The sequence below is a fragment of the Streptomyces sp. NPDC002181 genome (assembly GCF_042890485.1).
Classification (GTDB): Bacteria; Actinomycetota; Actinomycetes; order Streptomycetales; family Streptomycetaceae; genus Streptomyces.
On record NZ_JBIASC010000008.1, the window covers coordinates 307,107 to 321,135 of the forward strand.

Sequence of the window (14,029 nt, forward strand, 5' to 3'; positions counted from 1 at the left end):
CCGCCAGCTGGACCGGAGGGCGGCGCACCGGCCCGGACGTGGGAGGATCGGGTGTGGCGGGTCCGGGCCGAGCACCCGGCCGCGCCGCCGCAGTACCCAGGCGCGAGCATGAGGAGCATCGTTGAGCAGGTTGCGTTGGCTGACCGCAGGAGAGTCGCACGGACCGGCACTGGTCGCGACGCTGGAGGGCCTTCCCGCCGGCGTTCCGGTCACCACCGAGCTGGTGGCCGACCACCTGGCCCGGCGCCGGCTCGGCTATGGCCGCGGTGCCCGGATGAAGTTCGAGCAGGACGAGGTCACCTTCCTCGGCGGCGTCCGTCACGGCCTGTCCCAGGGCTCCCCGATCGCCGTCATGATCGGCAACACGGAGTGGCCGAAGTGGGAGACCGTCATGTCGGCCGACCCGGTCGACCCGTCGCTGCTCAAGGACACCGGCCGCAACGCGCCGCTGACCCGGCCGCGCCCGGGCCACGCCGACCTGGCGGGCATGCAGAAGTACGGCTTCGACGAGGCCCGGCCGATCCTGGAGCGCGCGAGCGCCCGTGAGACCGCCGCCCGCGTCGCCCTCGGCGCCGTCGCCCGCTCCTTCATCAAGGAGGTCGCGGGCATCGAGATCGTCTCGCACGTGGTGGAGCTCGCCTCGGCCAAGGCCCCGTACGGCGTCTACCCGACCCCCGCCGACGTGGAGAAGCTCGACGCGGACCCGGTGCGCTGCCTCGACGCCGACGCGTCGAAGGCGATGGTCGCCGAGATCGACCAGGCCCACAAGGACGGGGACACCCTCGGCGGCGTCGTCGAGGTCCTCGCGTACGGGGTGCCGGTCGGCCTCGGCTCGCACGTGCACTGGGACCGCCGCCTCGACGCGCGCCTCGCGGCCGCGCTGATGGGCATCCAGGCGATCAAGGGCGTCGAGGTCGGCGACGGCTTCGACCTGGCCCGCGTACCCGGCTCGCAGGCGCACGACGAGATCGTGGCCACCCCCGAGGGCATCAAGCGCACCTCCGGCCGCTCCGGCGGCACCGAGGGCGGTCTGACCACCGGTGAGCTGCTGCGAGTACGGGCCGCCATGAAGCCGATCGCGACGGTGCCGAAGGCGCTCGCCACGATCGACGTCGCCACCGGCGAGGCCGCCGCCGCCCACCACCAGCGCTCCGACGTCTGCGCCGTCCCCGCGGCGGGCATCGTCGCCGAGGCGATGGTCGCCCTCGTCCTCGCGGACGCGGTCGTGGAGAAGTTCGGCGGCGACTCGGTGCCCGAGACCCGGCGCAACGTGCAGTCGTACCTCGACAACCTGCAGATCCGGTGACGGGCGGACCACTGGTCGTCCTCGTCGGGCCCATGGGGTCCGGCAAGTCCACGGTGGGGGCGCTGCTCGCCGAGCGGCTCGGCGTCCCCTACCGGGACACCGACGCCGACATCGTCGCGGCCCAGGGCCGCGAGATCTCCGACCTGTTCGTCGACGAGGGCGAGCCGTACTTCCGTGAGCTGGAGCGGCAGGCGGTCGCCGCCGCCGTCGCCGGGCACACCGGAGTCCTCGCCCTCGGCGGCGGCGCCGTCCTCGACGCGGGCACCCGGGAGCTGCTGGCCGGCCTGCCCGTCGCCTATCTGTCGATGGACGTCGAGGAGGCCGTCCGGCGCGTCGGCCTGGGCGCAGCCCGCCCGCTGCTCGCCGTCAACCCGCGCCGCCAGTGGCGCGAGCTTATGGAGGCCCGCCGCCCCCTGTACACCGAAGTCGCGCGCGTCGTGGTGGCCACCGACGACCGCACCCCCGAAGAGGTCGCCCAGGCGGTCCTCGACGCTCTGGAGTTGAAGGACGTATGACAGACCAGGTGACGCGCATCCAGGTCGGCGCCAGCGCCGGACACGACGCGTACGAGGTACTGGTGGGCCGGCAGCTGCTCGGCGAGCTGGGCGGCCTGATCGGCACCAGGGCCCAGCGGGTCGCCGTGATCCACCCCGAGGCGCTGGCCTCGACCGGTGAGGCACTGCGCGACGACCTGGCCGCGCAGGGCTACGAGGCGGTCGCCATCCAGGTGCCGAACGCCGAAGAGGCCAAGACCGTCGAGGTCGCGGCGTACTGCTGGAAGGCGCTCGGCCAGTCCGGGTTCACCCGCACCGACGTGATCGTCGGCGTCGGCGGCGGGGCCACCACCGACCTCGCGGGCTTCGTCGCGGCCTCCTGGCTGCGCGGGGTGCGCTGGATCGCCGTACCGACCACCGTCCTGGCGATGGTGGACGCGGCCGTCGGCGGCAAGACCGGCATCAACACCGCCGAGGGCAAGAACCTGGTCGGCGCCTTCCACCCGCCGGCCGGCGTGCTGTGCGACCTGGCGGCCCTGGACTCCCTGCCGGTCAACGACTACGTCAGCGGCCTCGCCGAGATCATCAAGGCCGGATTCATCTCCGACCCGGCGATCCTCGACCTGATCGAGGCGGACCCGGCCGCGGCCCGCACGCCCGACGGTCCGCACACCGCGGAGCTCATCGTCCGCTCGATCCGGGTCAAGGCGGACGTCGTCTCCAGCGACCTGAAGGAATCGGGCCTGCGGGAGATCCTCAACTACGGGCACACGCTCGCGCACGCCATCGAGAAGAACGAGCGCTACAAGTGGCGGCACGGCGCGGCCGTGTCGGTCGGCATGGTCTTCGCGGCCGAGCTCGGCCGGCTCGCGGGCCGGCTCGACGACGCGACGGCCGACCGGCACCGGGAGATCCTGGCCGCGGTCGGGCTGCCGCTGACGTACCGCGGCGACCAGTGGCCCAAGCTGCTCCAGACCATGCAGGTCGACAAGAAGTCCCGCGGCAACCTGCTGCGCTTCATCGTCCTCGACGGCCTGGCCAAGCCCACCGTCCTGGAGGGCCCCGACCCGGCCCACCTGATCGCGGCGTACGGCGAGGTGTCCGCGTGAGCCGCAAGGTGCTGGTCCTGAACGGGCCGAACCTGGGCCGGCTCGGGTCGCGCGAGCCCGACGTGTACGGGGCCACCTCGTACGCCGGGCTCGTCGAGAGCTGCCGCACGCTGGGCGAGGAGCTCGGCTTCGACGTCGAGGTCCGCGAGACCAACGACGAGGGCGCGATCGTGCGCTGGCTGCACGAGGCGGCGGACGGCAAGATCCCGGTCGTGATCAACCCGGGTGCCTTCACGCACTACTCGTACGCCATGCGGGACGCGGCGGCGCAGCGCACCGCGCCGCTGATCGAGGTGCACATCTCGAACCCGTACGCACGTGAGGAGTTCCGGCACACTTCGGTCATCGCCTCGGTGGCGACCGGGACGGTGGCGGGCTTCGGGATCGGCTCGTACCGGCTGGCGCTGCGCGCTCTGGCGGACGAAGTCGCACTCTGACGGTGCTGGTGGGCGGCTTCCGCCCCGCGGTCATATAACGTTCTCGCATCAGTCGGTGGAACGAGACGGAGTGGCAGCGGATGCAGCAAGGAGTGGGGGGCGGCGCGGGCTGGGGGCAGCCGAATCACCATGCGGCCGTGCCGCCGCAGCCGCCGATACCCCCTGCACAGGGATGGCCGGTGCCGGTGCCCGTTCCGCCGGCCGGGCCGCCGCACTCGCACGCGGCCGTGCACGCGCCGCCGCCCGGCCCCGAGGCCACGGGGCACATTCCGCTCCCGCCCGCGGTGAGCGGGACCGGCGGCGCGACGCTGGCCGTGCTGCTGATCGGCCCGGCGGGCGCCGGCAAGACCACCGTGGCCCGGCACTGGGCGAGCACCCGCCCCGTGCCCACCGCGCACGTGAGCCTGGACGACGTCCGGGAGTGGGTGTGCTCGGGCTTCGCGGACCCGCAGGCGGGCTGGAACGACCACTCCGAGGCCCAGTACCGGCTGGCCCGGCGCACCTGCGGGTTCGCCGCCCGCAACTTCCTGGCCAACGGGATCTCCTGCATCCTCGACGACGCCGTGTTCCCCGACCGGCCCGTGGTGGGCCTGGGCGGCTGGAAGCGGCACGTGGGCCCCGCCCTGCTGCCCGTCGTCCTCCTGCCCGGCCTGGAGATCGTCCTGGAGCGCAACGCCGCCCGCTCGGGCAACCGGCGCCTGTCGGACGAGGAGGTCGCCCGCATCCACGGCCGCATGGCGGGCTGGTACGGCTCCGGCCTGCCGATCATCGACAACTCGGACCTGGACGTGGAGGCCACCTCGCGGGCCCTGGACGAGGCCCTGGCACGAGCCCTCGGCACGCCCGCCTTCTAAGCGGTCAGGTTTGGAGAAGCGTGGGGCCGCACCCCGCGGCTAGCGTGAATTCCACGCCGAACCCACCGCTTCAGGAGTGATCATGACCACCTCTCCCACCCGGGGAATCCAGACCGTCCTGCACCCCGTCTCCGACCTGGCCGCCGCCAAGGACGTGTACACCGCACTGCTCGGCGTCGCGCCGACGACCGACGAGCCGTACTACGTCGGCTACGAGGCCGGCGGCCAGCAGATCGGGCTCGTGCCCGGCGGCGCCGAACAGGGCATGACCGGGCCGGTGGCCCACTGGCACGTGCCGGACATCGAGGCGAAGCTCGCCGAGGTGACCGCCGCCGGGGCCAAGCTCAAGGCCCCCGTGCGCGACGTCGGCGGCGGCCGCCTCGTGGCCACCTTCACCGACCCCGACGGCAATGTTCTCGGGCTGATCCAGGACCGCTGAGCGCGCCCCGCACAGCTGATTGGATCGAGCCAGGCTGCCCGACCGACCGACGGAGACACCATGAGCATGGACAGGCCAGTGCTGCACGATGCCGACAGCCACGATCTGATCCGCGTGCACGGCGCGCGGGTGAACAACCTCAAGGACGTCAGCATCGAGATCCCCAAGCGGCGCCTGACGGTGTTCACCGGCGTCTCCGGCTCGGGCAAGAGCTCGCTGGTGTTCGACACGATCGCCGCAGAGTCGCAGCGGCTGATCAACGAGACGTACAGCGCCTTCGTCCAGGGCTTCATGCCGGCCCTGGCCCGCCCCGAGGTCGACGTGCTCGACGGTCTGACCACCGCGATCACCGTCGACCAGCAGCGGATGGGCGGCGATCCGCGCTCCACGGTGGGCACCGCCACCGACGTCAACGCCATGCTGCGGATCCTCTTCAGCAGGCTCGGCAAGCCGCACATCGGCTCTGCCAAGGCCTTCTCCTTCAACGTCGCCTCCATCAGCGGAGCCGGCGCGGTCACGGTCCGGCGCGGCGGCCAGGAGGTCAAGGAGAAGCGCAGCTTCAGCATCACCGGCGGCATGTGCCCGCGCTGCGAGGGCCGCGGCGCGGTCACCGACATCGACCTCACGCAGCTCTACGACGACACCAAGTCGCTGAACGAGGGCGCGTTCACCATCCCCGGGTACACCGGCGGAGGCTGGAACTCCCGCCTCTACATCGAGTCCGGCTTCTTCGACCCGGACAAGCCGATCGCCAAGTACACGAAGAAGGAACTGCAGGACCTCCTGCACCGCGAGCCGACCCGCATGAAGATCGCGGGCATCAACATGACGTACGAGGGCCTGATCCCGCGGGTCCAGAAGTCGATGCTGTCCAAGGACACCGAGTCCATGCAGCCGCACATCCGCGCCTTCGTGGAGCGGGCGGTCACCTTCACCACCTGCCCCGACTGCGCGGGCACCCGCCTCAACGAGGGCGCGCGCTCCTCGAAGATCAAGCGGAAGAACATCGCCGACCTGTGCGCGATGGAGATCCGCGACCTCGCCGAATGGGTCCGCGCGCTCGACGAGCCCTCGGTGGCGCCGCTGCTCGCGACGCTCCTGGGGACGCTCGACTCGTTCGTGGAGATCGGCCTCGGCTACCTCTCGCTCGACCGCGCGTCGGGCACGCTGTCGGGCGGCGAGGCGCAGCGCGTCAAGATGATCCGCCACCTCGGCTCCTCGCTCACCGACGTCACGTACGTCTTCGACGAGCCCACCACCGGCCTGCACCCGCACGACATCCAGCGCATGAACAACCTGCTCCTGCGGCTGCGGGACAAGGGCAACACGGTGCTCGTGGTGGAGCACAAGCCGGAGACGATCGCGATCGCCGACCACGTCGTCGACCTCGGTCCGGGCGCCGGCTCCGGCGGCGGCACCGTCTGCTTCGAGGGCACCGTCGAGGGGCTGCGGACCGGCGGCACCATCACCGGCCGGCACTTCGACGACCGGGCCTCGGTCAAGGAGAGCGTGCGCAAGCCCACCGGCACGCTGGAGATCCGCGGCGCCAAGGCCCACAACCTCCGCGACGTGGACGTGGACATCCCGCTCGGGGTGCTCACGGTCGTCACCGGAGTCGCGGGCTCCGGCAAGAGCTCGCTCGTCCACGGCTCCATCCCCGCGAGCGAGGGCGTGGTCTCCGTCGACCAGGGCGCCATCAAGGGATCGCGGCGCAGCAACCCGGCGACGTACACCGGACTGCTCGACCCGATCCGCAAGGCGTTCGCCAAGGCCAACGACGTGAAGCCGGCCCTGTTCAGCGCCAACTCCGAGGGCGCCTGCCCGACCTGCAACGGCGCCGGGGTCATCTACACCGACCTGGCGATGATGGCCGGCGTCGCCACCACCTGCGAGGAGTGCGAGGGCCGGCGCTTCGACTCCTCGGTCCTCGACTACCACTTCGGCGGCAAGGACATCAGCGAGGTCCTCGCGATGTCGGTGACCGAGGCCGAGGCGTTCTTCGGGCCGGGGGAGGGGCACCTGCCGGCCGCGCACCGCATCGTCTCGCGCCTCGCCGACGTGGGCCTCGGCTACCTCACCATCGGCCAGCCGCTCACGACCCTCTCCGGCGGCGAGCGCCAGCGGCTCAAGCTGGCGACGCACATGGCCGAGAAGGGCGGGGTGTACGTGCTCGACGAGCCGACGGCCGGACTGCACCTCGCCGACGTCGAGCACCTGCTCGGCCTGCTGGACCGCCTCGTCGACTCCGGGAAGTCCGTGATCGTCGTGGAGCACCACCAGGCCGTCATGGCGCACGCCGACTGGATCGTCGACCTCGGGCCCGGCGCGGGCCACGACGGCGGCCGGATCGTCTTCGAGGGCACCCCCGCCGAGCTCGTCGCCGGGCGAGCCACCCTCACCGGCGAGCACCTCGCGGCGTACGTGGGCGGCTGACGGGCGCGGCTGACGGACGCGGCCGACGGGCGCGGTCCTGCCGGGGCCCGGCGGCCGGGGCCGCCACCGGGCCCCGGCCCCGTACGGGTGTGCTCACCAGGCCGGATGCGCGGGGCGCTCGTACGCTCGAAGACATGTCAGACGTGTACGCGACCCGCCGGGGCCTGCTTCGCGACCGCTGTGCCGCCGCGGGGAACGCCGCCGCACTGATCACGCGTCCGGCGAACGTCCGCTACCTCGCCGGGGCCTCCCCGCCGTCCGCCGTCCTGCTCGTCGGGCCGGACGGCGAGGACATGCTGTTCACCGTCGGCCCGCCCACCGGCGAGGCCGACGAGGGCCGCCTCGACGAGCGGCTGCGGCTCTCCGTGCTCGCCGGCCCGGGCAGCGACGCGGCCGTCGCGGCCGGGGACATGGCCGGGTCGCTGCGGGCCGAGTCGCTGGCCGTCGAGGAGCACCACCTCACCGTCGCCCGCCACCGCGCCCTGCGCTCCGTCGCCCCCAAGCTGCGGCTCGTGGACCTGGGCACCGCCGTGGAGCAGCAGCGCCTCGTCAAGGACGAGGAGGAGATCGCCTGCCTGCGGATCGCCGCCGAGATCGCCGACCAGGCCCTCGGCGAGCTGCTGGAGTCGATCCTGGTCGGCCGGACCGAGCGGCACCTCGCCCTGGAGCTGGAGCGCCGCCTCGTCGACCACGGCGCCGACGGGCCGGCCTTCCCGACCTGCGTCGGCACCGGGCCGAACTCGGGCCTCTCCCGGCACCGGCCCTCGGACCGCCGGGTCGAGGAGGGGGACTTCCTCTCCGTCTGCCTCGGCGCCAATTACCGCGGCTACCGCTGTGAGATCGGCCGGACCTTCGTGATCGGCACCAGCCCGGCGGACTGGCAGATCGAGCTCTACGATCTTGTTTTCGCGGCCCAGCGGGCGGGCCGGGAAGCGCTCCTGCCGGGCGCCGCGTACCGCGAAGTCGACCACGCCGCGCGGTCCGTGCTGGACTCCGGGGGGCACGGTGCGGCCCTCGCTCCGTCGACCGGACACGGTGTCGGCCTCGAAATCGACGAGGACCCGCAGCTTGCACCTACGGCAATGGGTAAACTGGACGCTTGCGTGCCGGTCACCGTCGAACCGGGAGTTCACCTCCCGGGCCGTGGAGGTGTCCGGATCGATGACACGCTCGTCGTACGCCCCGAGGCGGACGGCGGTCCCGAGCTACTCACCATTACGACCAAGGAGCTGCTCGCGCTCTAGTCCGCCGTGGCGGACTGTGCGCGCACCCGTGGTCTTCCAGTGCAGGAGATTCCGCAACCGTGGCTTCCACGAACGACCTCAAGAACGGCATGGTGCTCAAGCTCGACGGTGGCCAGCTCTGGTCCGTCGTCGAGTTCCAGCACGTCAAGCCCGGCAAGGGCCCGGCCTTCGTGCGCACCAAGCTCAAGCACGTGCTCTCCGGCAAGGTCGTCGACAAGACGTTCAACGCCGGCACGAAGGTCGAGACGGCCACCATCGACCGCCGTGACATGCAGTTCTCGTACATGGACGGCGAGTACTTCGTCTTCATGGACATGCAGACCTACGACCAGCTGATGGTCGACAGGAAGGCCGTCGGCGACGCCGCCAACTTCCTCATCGAGGGCTTCACCGCCTCGGTCGCCCAGCACGAGGGCGAGGTGCTCTACGTCGAGCTCCCGGCCGCCGTCGAGCTGGTCATCGAGCACACCGACCCGGGCGTCCAGGGCGACCGCTCCACCGGCGGCACCAAGCCCGCGCGCCTGGAGACGGGCCACGAGATCCAGGTCCCGCTGTTCGTGACCACGGGCGAGAAGATCAAGGTCGACACCCGCACCAGCGACTACCTCGGCCGGGTGAACAGCTAACCGTGGCTGCCCGCAGCAACGCGCGCAAGCGCGCCTTCCAGATCCTGTTCGAGGCCGACCAGCGCGGGGTGCCCGTGCGCGAGGTCCTCGCGGACTGGATCCGCCACGCGCGGTCGGACGACCGGCAGCCGCCCGTCAGCGCCTTCACGATGGATCTCGTCGAGGGGTACGCCGACAAGGTGAACCGCATCGACGATCTGATCGTCACCTACGCCGTGGACTGGGAGCTCGACCGCATGCCGGTCGTGGACCGGAACATCCTGCGGCTCGGCGCCTACGAGCTGATCTGGGTGGACGACACCCCGGACGCCGTGGCCATCGACGAGGCCGTCCAGCTGGCCAAGGAGTTCTCGACGGACGAGTCCCCCTCGTTCGTGAACGGGCTGCTGGCCCGCTTCAAGGACCTGAAGCCGAGCCTGCGCCGGGGCGAGTAGCCCCGCCGGTTCGGCGAGAACGGAGGGCCCGCAGCGCACGCGCGCTGCGGGCCCTCCGTCCGTCCGCGGACGGTGATGCGCGAAAACCGGCGTGGGCCGGGAGCCACACCTGGCTCCCGGCCCACGCCGGTAACGTTTCTGCTGGTCCTGGGCGCGGGGACTAGATGTCCTCGTGCGCCACGGCGCGCCGCGCGTCCGCGTCGAGCACGCCCCAGCTGATCAGCTGCTCGGTCAGGACCGAGGGGGACTGGTCGTAGATGACGGCCAGGGTGCGCAGGTCGTCCTGGCGGATCGACAGCACCTTGCCGTTGTAGTCCCCGCGCTGGCTCTGGATGGTGGCTGCGTACCGCTGGAGCGGGCCGGCCTTCTCGGCGGGCACGCCCGCCAGGCGCTCCAGGTCGAGGCGCAGCTTCGGCGGCGGCTCGGCGGCCCCGCCCGGGGTCGTACCCGGCAGCAGTTCCTGCACCGGAACCCCGTAGAAGTCCGCCAGCTCGGCGAGGCGCTGGACGGTCACGGCGCGGTCCCCGCGCTCGTACGACCCGACCACCACGGCCTTCCACCGGCCCTGGGACTTCTCCTCGACACCATGGAGGGAGAGGCCCTGCTGGGTGCGGATGGCGCGGAGCTTGGCCCCGAGCTGTTTGGCGTATTCGCTGGACATAACGCTCCCGGACGCTGTGACGCTGTGACGACATGGGCACGGACGACATGGACCACGTGCGGCTCCGCCGCGCGGCCTGGTAACTCACTGTGAGGTTACGCAGCGTTACTTGGATGCGTCAAGCCGAATGATGTCGCGCGCCCACGTACGAGGGGCGTCGCCCGGGCCCCGTGCCGGTTCCCCGTCCGGGCCCTGGTAACGTGGACCCCGTACATCAGACGTCCTTTAAGGTCCGTCCCGTGAGGCGGAGAAGGAGGTCCTTTTCATGGACGCTCAGGCTGCTCAGAACGTCGGTGCCCAGGGCACCGAGGCGATGCGCCCCGTGCTGGAGGCACAGGACATCGCGCGGGTGCTGACCCGCATCGCCCACGAGATCGTCGAACGCGCCAAGGGCGCCGACGACGTGGTGCTCCTCGGCATTCCCACCCGCGGCGTGTACCTCGCCCGCCGGCTGGCCGCCAAGCTCGAAGAGATCACCGGCACGAAGATCCCGGTCGGTTCCCTCGACATCACCATGTACCGCGACGATCTGCGGCTGAAGCCCGCCCGCACGATCGGACGCACCGAGATCCCCGGCGACGACATCGACGGACGCCTCGTCGTCCTCGTCGACGACGTGCTCTTCTCCGGCCGCACCATCAGAGCCGCCCTCGACGCGCTGGGCGACCTCGGCCGCCCCCGCGCCGTGCAGCTCGCCGTCCTCGTCGACCGGGGCCACCGCGAGCTGCCGATCCGCGCCGACTACGTCGGCAAGAACCTCCCCACGTCGCTGCGGGAGACCGTCAAGGTCCAGCTCCAGGAGGAGGACGGCCGAGACGCCGTGCTGCTCGGCCAGCGGACCGACACGACGGCCGGGCAGTAGCCCGTACGAGTGAGGGCCCCGAACGCGGGGGCCCGCGCGCGAGCCTGCCCGCAGGGCCCGCGCCCCCTGCCGTCCGCAGCCCTGCCGCCCGGCCACGCTGCTCTGCACCTCCCCGCTCTGACCTCCTCGACCAACGGAGCACCCTGATGAAGCGCCACCTCATCTCGGCCGCCGATCTCACGCGCGACGACGCCGTCCTCATCCTCGACACCGCCGAGGAGATGGCCCGTGTCGCGGACCGGCCGATCAAGAAGCTGCCCACCCTGCGCGGCCTCACCGTCGTCAACCTCTTCTTCGAGGACTCGACCCGCACCCGGATCTCCTTCGAAGCGGCCGCCAAGCGGCTGTCCGCCGACGTCATCAACTTCTCCGCCAAGGGCTCCTCGGTCTCCAAGGGCGAATCCCTCAAGGACACCGCGCTGACGCTGGAGGCCATGGGCGCCGACGCCGTCGTCATCCGTCACCACGCCTCCGGCGCCCCCTACCGGCTCGCGACCTCCGGCTGGATCGACTCCGCCGTCGTCAACGCCGGTGACGGCACCCACGAGCACCCCACCCAGGCCCTGCTGGACGCCTTCACCATGCGCCGACGCCTGGTCGGCCGCGACGCCGGCCTCGGCAAGGACCTGAACGGCCGCCGCATCACCATCGTCGGCGACGTCCTGCACAGCCGCGTCGCCCGCTCCAACGTCCAGCTGCTGCACACCCTCGGCGCCGAGGTCACCGTCGTGGCCCCGCCCACCCTGGTCCCGATCGGCGTCGAGAGCTGGCCCTGCGAGGTCTCGTACAGCCTCGACAACGTGCTGCCGAAGTCCGACGCGGTCATGATGCTGCGTGTGCAGCGCGAACGCATGAACGCCGCCTTCTTCCCGACCGAGCGCGAGTACTCCCGCCGGTACGGTCTCGACGGCGACCGCATGGCCAAGATGCCCGAGCACGCCATCGTGATGCACCCCGGCCCGATGAACCGCGGCATGGAGATCACCGCCGAGGTCGCCGACTCCGACCGCTGCACGGCCGTGGAGCAGGTCGCCAACGGCGTGTCCACCCGGATGGCCGTGCTGTACCTGCTGCTCGGAGGCTCCGAGCCCGCCGTCACCACCACCAGCACGCCCCGTATCGAGGAGAGCAAGTAATCATGAGCAAGATCCTGATCCGCGGGGCGAAGGTACTCGGTGGCGAGGCGCAGGACGTCCTGATCGACGGCGAGACCATCGCCGAGGTCGGCACCGGACTCTCCGCCGAGGGCGCGACCGTCATCGAGGCCGGGGGCCAGGTCCTCCTGCCCGGCCTGGTCGACCTGCACACCCACCTGCGCGAGCCCGGCCGCGAGGACTCCGAGACCGTCCTGACCGGCACCCGCGCCGCCGCCTCCGGCGGCTACACCGCCGTCTTCGCCATGGCGAACACCTTCCCGGTCGCCGACACCGCCGGCGTCGTCGAGCAGGTCTGGCGCCTGGGCAAGGAGTCCGGCTACTGCGACGTGCAGCCCATCGGCGCCGTCACCGTCGGCCTGGAGGGCAAGCAGCTCTCCGAGCTGGGCGCCATGCACGACTCCGCCGCCCGCGTCACCGTCTTCTCCGACGACGGCAAGTGCGTGGACGACGCGGTCATCATGCGCCGCGCCCTGGAGTACGTGAAGGCCTTCGGCGGCGTCGTCGCCCAGCACGCCCAGGAGCCCCGCCTGACCGAGGGCGCCCAGATGAACGAGGGCGTCGTCTCCGCCGAGCTGGGCCTCGGCGGCTGGCCGGCCGTCGCCGAGGAGTCGATCATCGCCCGCGACGTCCTCCTCGCCGAGCACGTCGGCTCCCGCGTGCACATCTGCCACCTCTCCACCGCCGGCTCCGTCGAGATCGTCCGCTGGGCCAAGTCCCGCGGCATCGACGTCACCGCCGAGGTCACCCCGCACCACCTCCTCCTCACCGACGAGCTGGTCCGCTCGTACAACGCGGTCTACAAGGTCAACCCGCCGCTGCGCACCGAGCGCGACGTCATGGCCCTGCGCGAGGCGCTCGCCGACGGCACGATCGACATCGTCGCCACCGACCACGCCCCGCACCCGCACGAGGACAAGGACTGCGAGTGGGCCGCCGCCGCCATGGGCATGGTCGGCCTGGAGACCGCGCTCTCCGTCGTACAGCAGACGATGGTGGAGACCGGACTGCTCGACTGGGCGGCCGTCGCCGAGCGCATGTCCTTCTCCCCGGCGCGCATCGGCGGCCTGGAGAACCACGGCCGCCCCGTCTCGGCAGGTGAACCCGCGAACCTGACCTTGGTCGATACCTCGTACCGTGGTGTCGTGGACCCCGCACACTTCGCCTCCCGCAGCCGCAACACGCCTTACGAGGGCCGTGAGCTGCCGGGACGCGTCACTCACACCTTCCTGCGGGGCCGGGCAACGGTCGTGGACGGGAAACTGGCGTGACACCTGCAGTAATCCAACTGGCCGCAGAGGCTGCCGAGCGACAGTCGGCGGAGGTGACGGACTGGGGCGCACGCATCGCGTGGGTGGTCGGTCTGCTCGTCTTCATCGCGTTCGTGTACTGGCTGATGCGGCAGGGCTGGAAATGGCGCGGCGCCCTGCAGAGCGATCTGCCGGAGCTGCCCGCCGCCCCCGGCGGCCTCCCCGAGCACCGGCTGGCCCTGACCGGCCGCTACCACGGGTCCACCACCGCGGGGCAGTGGCTCGACCGGATCGTCGCCCACGGTCTGGGGGTGCGCAGCCGGGTCGAGCTCACCCTCACCGACGCGGGCCTCGACGTGGTCCGTCCGGGTGCCACCGACTTCTTCGTACCGGCCGCGCAGCTGCGCGGCGCCCGCCTCGACAAGGGAATCGCGGGCAAGGTACTCACCGAGGGCGGTCTCCTCGTCGTCACCTGGGCGCACGGCGACAAGCTGATCGACTCCGGATTCCGCTCCGACCGCGCGGCCGAACACGCCGCATGGGTCGAAGCCATCAATCTCATGAACCAATCCATCACGACGGAAGGCGCCGAACGATGACGACCTCCACCAGGGGAGCAGCCAAAGCTCCCGCCGTTCTCGTCCTGGAGGACGGTCGGATCTTCCGGGGCCGCGCCTACGGCGCTGTGGGGGAGACCTTCGGCGAGGCCGTGTTCTCCACCGGCAT

At 71.7% G+C, this 14,029-nt stretch carries 16 protein-coding genes; 15 read left to right on the plus strand and 1 reads right to left on the minus strand.

Going from position 1 to position 14,029, the window contains the following annotated elements; genetic code table 11:
- The first annotated feature begins 121 nt into the window (after positions 1-121).
- The 10 genes from aroC to nusB all read left to right on the plus strand — a co-directional run bounded on the left by aroC (position 122) and on the right by nusB (position 9,376).
- Positions 122-1,306, plus strand: a complete 1,185-nt coding sequence (gene aroC / locus ACFYXV_RS21710; protein WP_030859993.1) for a chorismate synthase — start codon at positions 122-124, stop codon at positions 1,304-1,306.
- On the plus strand, positions 1,303-1,821 hold the full coding sequence (locus ACFYXV_RS21715) for a shikimate kinase (protein ID WP_385474662.1): 519 nt from the start codon (positions 1,303-1,305) through the stop codon (positions 1,819-1,821). Before aroC ends, ACFYXV_RS21715 begins: the two co-directional genes overlap by 4 nt.
- Entirely contained in the window at positions 1,818-2,909 is a 1,092-nt protein-coding gene (aroB, locus tag ACFYXV_RS21720) for a 3-dehydroquinate synthase (protein ID WP_385474660.1), read from the plus strand. Before ACFYXV_RS21715 ends, aroB begins: the two co-directional genes overlap by 4 nt.
- Complete coding sequence (gene aroQ, locus ACFYXV_RS21725) at positions 2,906-3,346, plus strand: type II 3-dehydroquinate dehydratase (protein ID WP_030157440.1); 441 nt, start codon at positions 2,906-2,908, stop codon at positions 3,344-3,346. Before aroB ends, aroQ begins: the two co-directional genes overlap by 4 nt.
- 80 nt (positions 3,347-3,426) lie before the next feature.
- Complete coding sequence (locus ACFYXV_RS21730; protein WP_385474658.1) at positions 3,427-4,200, plus strand: AAA family ATPase; 774 nt, start codon at positions 3,427-3,429, stop codon at positions 4,198-4,200.
- A gap of 82 nt (positions 4,201-4,282) precedes the next feature.
- The gene (locus tag ACFYXV_RS21735) at positions 4,283-4,639 is read left to right on the plus strand and encodes a VOC family protein (RefSeq protein WP_385474656.1); all 357 of its coding nucleotides are present in this window, start codon (positions 4,283-4,285) and stop codon (positions 4,637-4,639) included.
- A gap of 66 nt (positions 4,640-4,705) precedes the next feature.
- A complete protein-coding gene (locus tag ACFYXV_RS21740; protein ID WP_385474654.1) occupies positions 4,706-7,072 on the plus strand; it encodes an ATP-binding cassette domain-containing protein in 2,367 nt (788 codons plus the stop codon).
- A 134-nt stretch (positions 7,073-7,206) separates the two neighbouring features.
- A complete protein-coding gene (locus ACFYXV_RS21745) occupies positions 7,207-8,316 on the plus strand; it encodes an aminopeptidase P family protein (RefSeq protein WP_385474652.1) in 1,110 nt (369 codons plus the stop codon).
- Between the two features lie 59 nt (positions 8,317-8,375).
- Positions 8,376-8,942, plus strand: coding sequence for an elongation factor P (efp, locus tag ACFYXV_RS21750; RefSeq protein WP_383349833.1), 567 nt, complete (start codon positions 8,376-8,378; stop codon positions 8,940-8,942).
- Between the two features lie 2 nt (positions 8,943-8,944).
- The gene (gene nusB / locus ACFYXV_RS21755) at positions 8,945-9,376 is read left to right on the plus strand and encodes a transcription antitermination factor NusB (RefSeq protein WP_030294584.1); all 432 of its coding nucleotides are present in this window, start codon (positions 8,945-8,947) and stop codon (positions 9,374-9,376) included.
- Between the two features lie 160 nt (positions 9,377-9,536).
- On the opposite strand, the gene bldD is transcribed toward nusB, so the two are convergent.
- Entirely contained in the window at positions 9,537-10,037 is a 501-nt protein-coding gene (gene bldD / locus ACFYXV_RS21760) for a transcriptional regulator BldD (RefSeq protein WP_007263032.1), read from the minus strand.
- Positions 10,038-10,302: 265 nt separating this feature from the next.
- Between bldD and pyrR the strand changes: the two genes are divergently transcribed.
- The 5 genes from pyrR to ACFYXV_RS21785 form a co-directional block, all read left to right on the plus strand.
- Positions 10,303-10,899 (plus strand): bifunctional pyr operon transcriptional regulator/uracil phosphoribosyltransferase PyrR, encoded by a 597-nt coding sequence (gene pyrR, locus ACFYXV_RS21765; RefSeq protein WP_389383769.1) that lies wholly within the window; start codon positions 10,303-10,305, stop codon positions 10,897-10,899.
- A gap of 146 nt (positions 10,900-11,045) precedes the next feature.
- Positions 11,046-12,035, plus strand: a complete 990-nt coding sequence (locus ACFYXV_RS21770) for an aspartate carbamoyltransferase catalytic subunit (protein WP_389383770.1) — start codon at positions 11,046-11,048, stop codon at positions 12,033-12,035.
- A gap of 2 nt (positions 12,036-12,037) precedes the next feature.
- The gene (locus tag ACFYXV_RS21775; protein ID WP_389383771.1) at positions 12,038-13,324 is read left to right on the plus strand and encodes a dihydroorotase; all 1,287 of its coding nucleotides are present in this window, start codon (positions 12,038-12,040) and stop codon (positions 13,322-13,324) included.
- On the plus strand, positions 13,321-13,902 hold the full coding sequence (locus ACFYXV_RS21780; protein WP_385477377.1) for a hypothetical protein: 582 nt from the start codon (positions 13,321-13,323) through the stop codon (positions 13,900-13,902). The genes ACFYXV_RS21775 and ACFYXV_RS21780 overlap by 4 nt, the downstream gene beginning before the upstream one ends.
- Positions 13,899-14,029: carbamoyl-phosphate synthase domain-containing protein (locus ACFYXV_RS21785; protein ID WP_376021326.1), on the plus strand; the 131-nt coding region annotated here is incomplete at its 3' end. The genes ACFYXV_RS21780 and ACFYXV_RS21785, both read left to right, overlap by 4 nt.

Excerpts from the sequence above, each read along its gene's own strand:
- aroB (WP_385474660.1), top strand. The coding sequence starts at position 1,818 with ATGACAGACCAGGTGACGCGCATCCAGGTCGGCGCCAGCGCCGGACAC.
- ACFYXV_RS21730 (WP_385474658.1), top strand. The coding sequence starts at position 3,427 with ATGCAGCAAGGAGTGGGGGGCGGCGCGGGCTGGGGGCAGCCGAATCAC.
- ACFYXV_RS21735 (WP_385474656.1), top strand. The coding sequence starts at position 4,283 with ATGACCACCTCTCCCACCCGGGGAATCCAGACCGTCCTGCACCCCGTC.
- ACFYXV_RS21740 (WP_385474654.1), top strand. The coding sequence starts at position 4,706 with ATGGACAGGCCAGTGCTGCACGATGCCGACAGCCACGATCTGATCCGC.
- ACFYXV_RS21745 (WP_385474652.1), top strand. The coding sequence starts at position 7,207 with ATGTCAGACGTGTACGCGACCCGCCGGGGCCTGCTTCGCGACCGCTGT.
- bldD (WP_007263032.1), bottom strand. The coding sequence starts at position 10,037 with ATGTCCAGCGAATACGCCAAACAGCTCGGGGCCAAGCTCCGCGCCATC.
- pyrR (WP_389383769.1), top strand. The coding sequence starts at position 10,303 with ATGGACGCTCAGGCTGCTCAGAACGTCGGTGCCCAGGGCACCGAGGCG.
- ACFYXV_RS21770 (WP_389383770.1), top strand. The coding sequence starts at position 11,046 with ATGAAGCGCCACCTCATCTCGGCCGCCGATCTCACGCGCGACGACGCC.
- ACFYXV_RS21775 (WP_389383771.1), top strand. The coding sequence starts at position 12,038 with ATGAGCAAGATCCTGATCCGCGGGGCGAAGGTACTCGGTGGCGAGGCG.